Annotated in this window: 3 protein-coding genes; 2 read left to right on the forward strand and 1 reads right to left on the reverse strand. The window is 57.2% G+C overall.

Annotation, left to right across the window (positions count from 1 at the left end):
• Nucleotides 1–41 precede the first annotated feature (41 nt).
• Entirely contained in the window at nucleotides 42–1,040 is a 999-nt protein-coding gene (locus ABX962_RS33535) for a sigma-54 interaction domain-containing protein (RefSeq protein ID WP_372726033.1), read from the forward strand.
• A 216-nt stretch (nucleotides 1,041–1,256) separates the two neighbouring features.
• On the opposite strand, the gene ABX962_RS33540 is transcribed toward ABX962_RS33535, so the two are convergent.
• Nucleotides 1,257–2,144, reverse strand: coding sequence for a carbon-nitrogen hydrolase (locus ABX962_RS33540; protein WP_372726031.1), 888 nt, complete (start codon nucleotides 2,142–2,144; stop codon nucleotides 1,257–1,259).
• Between the two features lie 39 nt (nucleotides 2,145–2,183).
• On the opposite strand from ABX962_RS33540, the gene bioD reads away from it, so the two are divergent.
• A complete protein-coding gene (gene bioD / locus ABX962_RS33545; protein WP_372726032.1) occupies nucleotides 2,184–2,915 on the forward strand; it encodes a dethiobiotin synthase in 732 nt (243 codons plus the stop codon).
• Nucleotides 2,916–3,168: the final 253 nt, after the last annotated feature.

Below are 3,168 nucleotides of genomic sequence, written 5' to 3' on the forward strand. Positions count from 1 at the left end.
GAGAGCCACCGATCGCAGGCATCATTGGCAATTCGCCAGCGATGCAGCAGGTTTATCGCGTCACCCGTCGTGTCGCACCAAGCAATGCTTCGGTATTGATTCTAGGTGAAACCGGCGTCGGCAAGGAATTGATCGCCAGTGCAGTTCACCGTTTGAGCCACCGTAGCGGCGCCCCCTTTGTCCGCGTCAACTGTGGCGCGTTGAGCGAAAGCCTGCTTGAAAGCGAATTGTTTGGCCACGTCCGCGGTGCGTTCACCGGTGCGGTCGCTAATCGTGCGGGCCGTTTCGAAGCGGCACAGGGCGGCACGATCTTTCTAGACGAAATCAACAGCACAACGCTGACGCTGCAAGTCAAATTGCTGCGGGTACTGCAAGAGAAAGAGTTCGAACGGGTCGGTGATACCAGCACCTTCAGCACCGACGTTCGCATCATCGCCGCGAGCAATCGCGATCTGATGAACGAAGTTCGCGAGGAACGGTTCCGTGAAGACCTTTATTGGCGACTTAACGTCGTGCCTGTGGAAATTCCACCGCTACGTCGTCGTCGCGAAGACATCCCGGCCTTGGTTTCTTTCTTTCTGGAACACTATAACGAAATCAACGACCGCTACGTGGTCCATATCGCGCCGGGCACGCTCGAAGCGATGCAGGACTACCATTGGCCCGGAAACGTGCGTGAACTACAGAACTATATCGAACGCGCCGTCGTGATGTCCGAAACCGACGAATTGACGCTCGACCTGCTGCCGCTTTGCGTCACCAACCGTGACGTTGCCGTGGGGACGGAGAAACCGATCGGCGACATGAACGAACTGACTCGCGAAGTCGTGATGAAGGGACTCGGTGAAGCGGACACAGGCGAGGGCGGCGTCCACAGTTTGGTGGTCGACCGCGTCGAGAAAGAATTAATCGTGCAAGTCTTGTCCGCGTGCGGCGGCGTCCAAACCAAGGCCGCAGCGATGCTTGGCATCAACCGCAACACGCTGCACAAGAAAATCAAAGACTACGGGCTGGACGATTCAGACAACGGCAACAGCTAGGCAGGTCGTTCGGAATTTTCCGATGAAACGTCGATCCTTTTGTGGGCCGCAAGGCACCGGGTAATGCGTGGAACCCGGCCGCTCACGCGCGAGCGGCTCACTAATTCAACGAGCGGCTAGCGCCGTCGGCTCAGATCATACGAGTTCCCTCTGGCCAATTCGTTTGCAAGACGCGGCTGGTCGGAGCGGCCCTAGCTGAAACACGCGGCCACCCGCTCAGCCGGGCCGAGTAAATGGCGGATCAGCGTTCCAGCGATTCAGTAGCCCGCCGTAGGCATCGATTCGCCGATCGCGAAGGAACGGCCAATGCGTGCGGACGACGTCGATTTCGTCCAGGTTGCAATCGGCAATCAGCAGCCCTTCGCTCTGGTCCCCTTCGGCAACCACTTCGCCGCGAGGCGAGACGATGATGCTCGATCCCCAAAATTCGAGATGGTCTTCGATCCCGACTCGGTTAGGCGCCCCCAACCAAATCCCGTTGGCGATCGAATGAGCTCGCATCGTGGTCTGCCACGCACTTCGCTGGCCCGCACCAAACTCTTCTTTTTCCTCGTGAATCCATCCAATCGCGGTCGGATACAACAGGATCTCGGCGCCGGCGAGCGCGAACAACCGAGCCGCTTCGGGGAACCATTGGTCCCAACAAATACCAACACCGAGTTTAGCAAACCGTGTTTCGATCGGACGAAACCCTAAGTCACCTGGCGTGAAGTAGAACTTTTCGTAGAACAACGGGTCATCGGGAATGTGCATTTTGCGATACACGCCCGCCATCGATCCATCGGCATCAAGCACCACGACGGTATTGTGATATAGTCCAGGGCCACGTTTTTCGAAGATCGGCGCGACGATGACCACCTCGAGCTCTTTGGCAAGCTTTGCCATCGCCTCGGTCGATTCACCGGGAATCGTTTCCGCCAAATCGAACATCCGATGATCTTCGCTCTGGCAGGGATAAGGGCCATTGAACAACTCTTGCAAACAAATGATCTGGGCTCCCTGGCTCGCGCTTTCGCGGATCCACTTTGAAGCATTTTCGATCATCGCTGACTTCGAGCCAGCGTCTTTCATTTGCACGAGTCCGAGTTTGACGTTGCGTGTCACGAGCACTGCATCCAAGAATTAATTTAAAAAGGGGCGAAAATGAATCCATCTCAACCAACGACAACCCACCGACCATCCGAGCCGGGCACTCGACCCGCACGCCGATTTTTCATTTGCGGTACCGATACCGATGTGGGAAAAACTTTCGTCGCGTCTGCGATGGCAAAGCATTACCGACATTCTGGCATGCAGGTGGGCGTCTACAAGCCGGTAGCAAGCGATTGCCATGCCGAATCCGAGGAAAGTGGGGCTGAAATCTTTGCCGCCGACGCAACGAACCTGTGGAACGCTGCGGGAAACCCTCGTACGCTTGCCGAAGTGTGCCCGCAACGTTTCCGCGCCCCGCTCGCTCCGACCCGCGCCGCCGCCGCCGAAGGCAAAACCGTCAACGCGGATCAACTGCACCGAGCCGCCGAACCCTGGTTGACTGGATTCGATGTCACGATCATCGAAGGCGCCGGCGGACTGCTCAGCCCACTTGCCGATGGCATCTTGAACCTCGATTTGGCTAAACAATTGGCTCCCGTCCAGCTGGTAGTCGTGACCGCCAACCGATTGGGGGTGATTCATCAGACGCTGGCGACCTGCGCCGCTGCGATCCACGGTGGCATGACGCCGGCCGGCATCGTGCTCTGTGATACCTCGGAAGATCTTGACGCCTCGGCAAACGAAAATGCCGCCGAAATCGCCCGCTACACGCCGATTCCGATCCTGGGCCGGGTTGGCTTCGGGTCGTCCGCAGTACCGTGGGCCGACCACCTGCTTGATTAGCAGCAACGATCCCCCGCCATCGTCATCATCTTTTCTTGACGATCGGATCTCCGATTACTATCGTAGAGGCGGAGATTGACACCAAAAAATCTCCCTCCGCCTGCCCATTCTGATAAACGGGCTACCTGCGTCAGTGCCAACTTTACTGGTGCTGGATTGGCGTGCCGTCTTGATTTGATCCTTGGATTGCCCTGTTTTGCAATCTCTATCGATCATTTCTTACTCCCCCAAGAGTCTTGACTGCCTCCAAACA

This window comes from Novipirellula sp. (assembly GCF_041583735.1).
Classification (GTDB): domain Bacteria; phylum Planctomycetota; class Planctomycetia; order Pirellulales; family Pirellulaceae; genus Novipirellula.

Bases quoted from the DNA above. Each gene is read 5' to 3' on its own strand.
- ABX962_RS33535 (WP_372726033.1), top strand. From the start codon at position 42: ATGCAGCAGGTTTATCGCGTCACCCGTCGTGTCGCACCAAGCAATGCT.
- bioD (WP_372726032.1), top strand. From the start codon at position 2,184: ATGAATCCATCTCAACCAACGACAACCCACCGACCATCCGAGCCGGGC.